The sequence below is a fragment of the Mesorhizobium sp. M4B.F.Ca.ET.089.01.1.1 genome (assembly GCF_004022605.1).
GTDB classification, from domain to species: Bacteria; Pseudomonadota; Alphaproteobacteria; order Rhizobiales; family Rhizobiaceae; genus Mesorhizobium; species Mesorhizobium abyssinicae.
Genome location: NZ_RZOS01001118.1, coordinates 1 through 694 on the forward strand (window position 1 = coordinate 1; position 694 = coordinate 694).

1 pseudogene is annotated in these 694 nt (G+C 62.1%); it reads left to right on the forward strand.

The features are described 5' to 3' along the window. Window positions 1-53: 53 nt before the first annotated feature. Window positions 54-694, forward strand: a pseudogene (locus tag EN780_RS36365) (hypothetical protein); the annotation flags it as partial.

Below are 694 nucleotides of genomic sequence, written 5' to 3' on the forward strand. Positions count from 1 at the left end.
TTGCAGGACAGGATTGAGCGCCGTGCCCCGACCTTTGTCGAAGGAGAGGCATGATGAAAATCGCTATCGTGGAAAACCGAAGCCTCGCTATCGTGACAGGAACCTTCGCCGCAAACATTGCGGCGAAGGACATCGAACACCAGTTCGATGCACTGACCCACTTTCCAGACCGGCGCGCGAACGCCGAACTGGGCGAGCTGGCCCACCGACTGAACGAGTTTGCCGGCTACGTCGTGGAGCTGTGGGAGAAGGCGAGCGCACCGAACACGGAACCAGAGATCGAGGCTTTCACCCGCCGCCACGTCGAGTTGACGCGGCGCTATTGGGCGGCGGAAAGCCGCTGCATGAACTGGTTTATTACCGGACCGGCGCGCTTTCCCGTTGCCCGCAACGAAAAGCGGATGAAGATTTCCGATGCCCGCCGCGCCGATCTTGCCGCGCATTCAGCAGCGGCCCGGAAAGCGGTGAAGCGGAAAGCCTTCCCCCACGGCGCGGATGACGAGCCGATCCGCTCGGGCGATCCATCTGCGTTGCAACGGATCATGGCGAAGATCGAAGACCTGGCCCTGTCGATCGACAAGATGAAGGCCGCGAACTCCATTATCCGGCGCATGGAAAAAGACGACGCCGACGACGCGGCCATGATTGCGGCGATCGTCGCCCGGACCGGCCTTTCGGCAGAAGTGGCGGCACG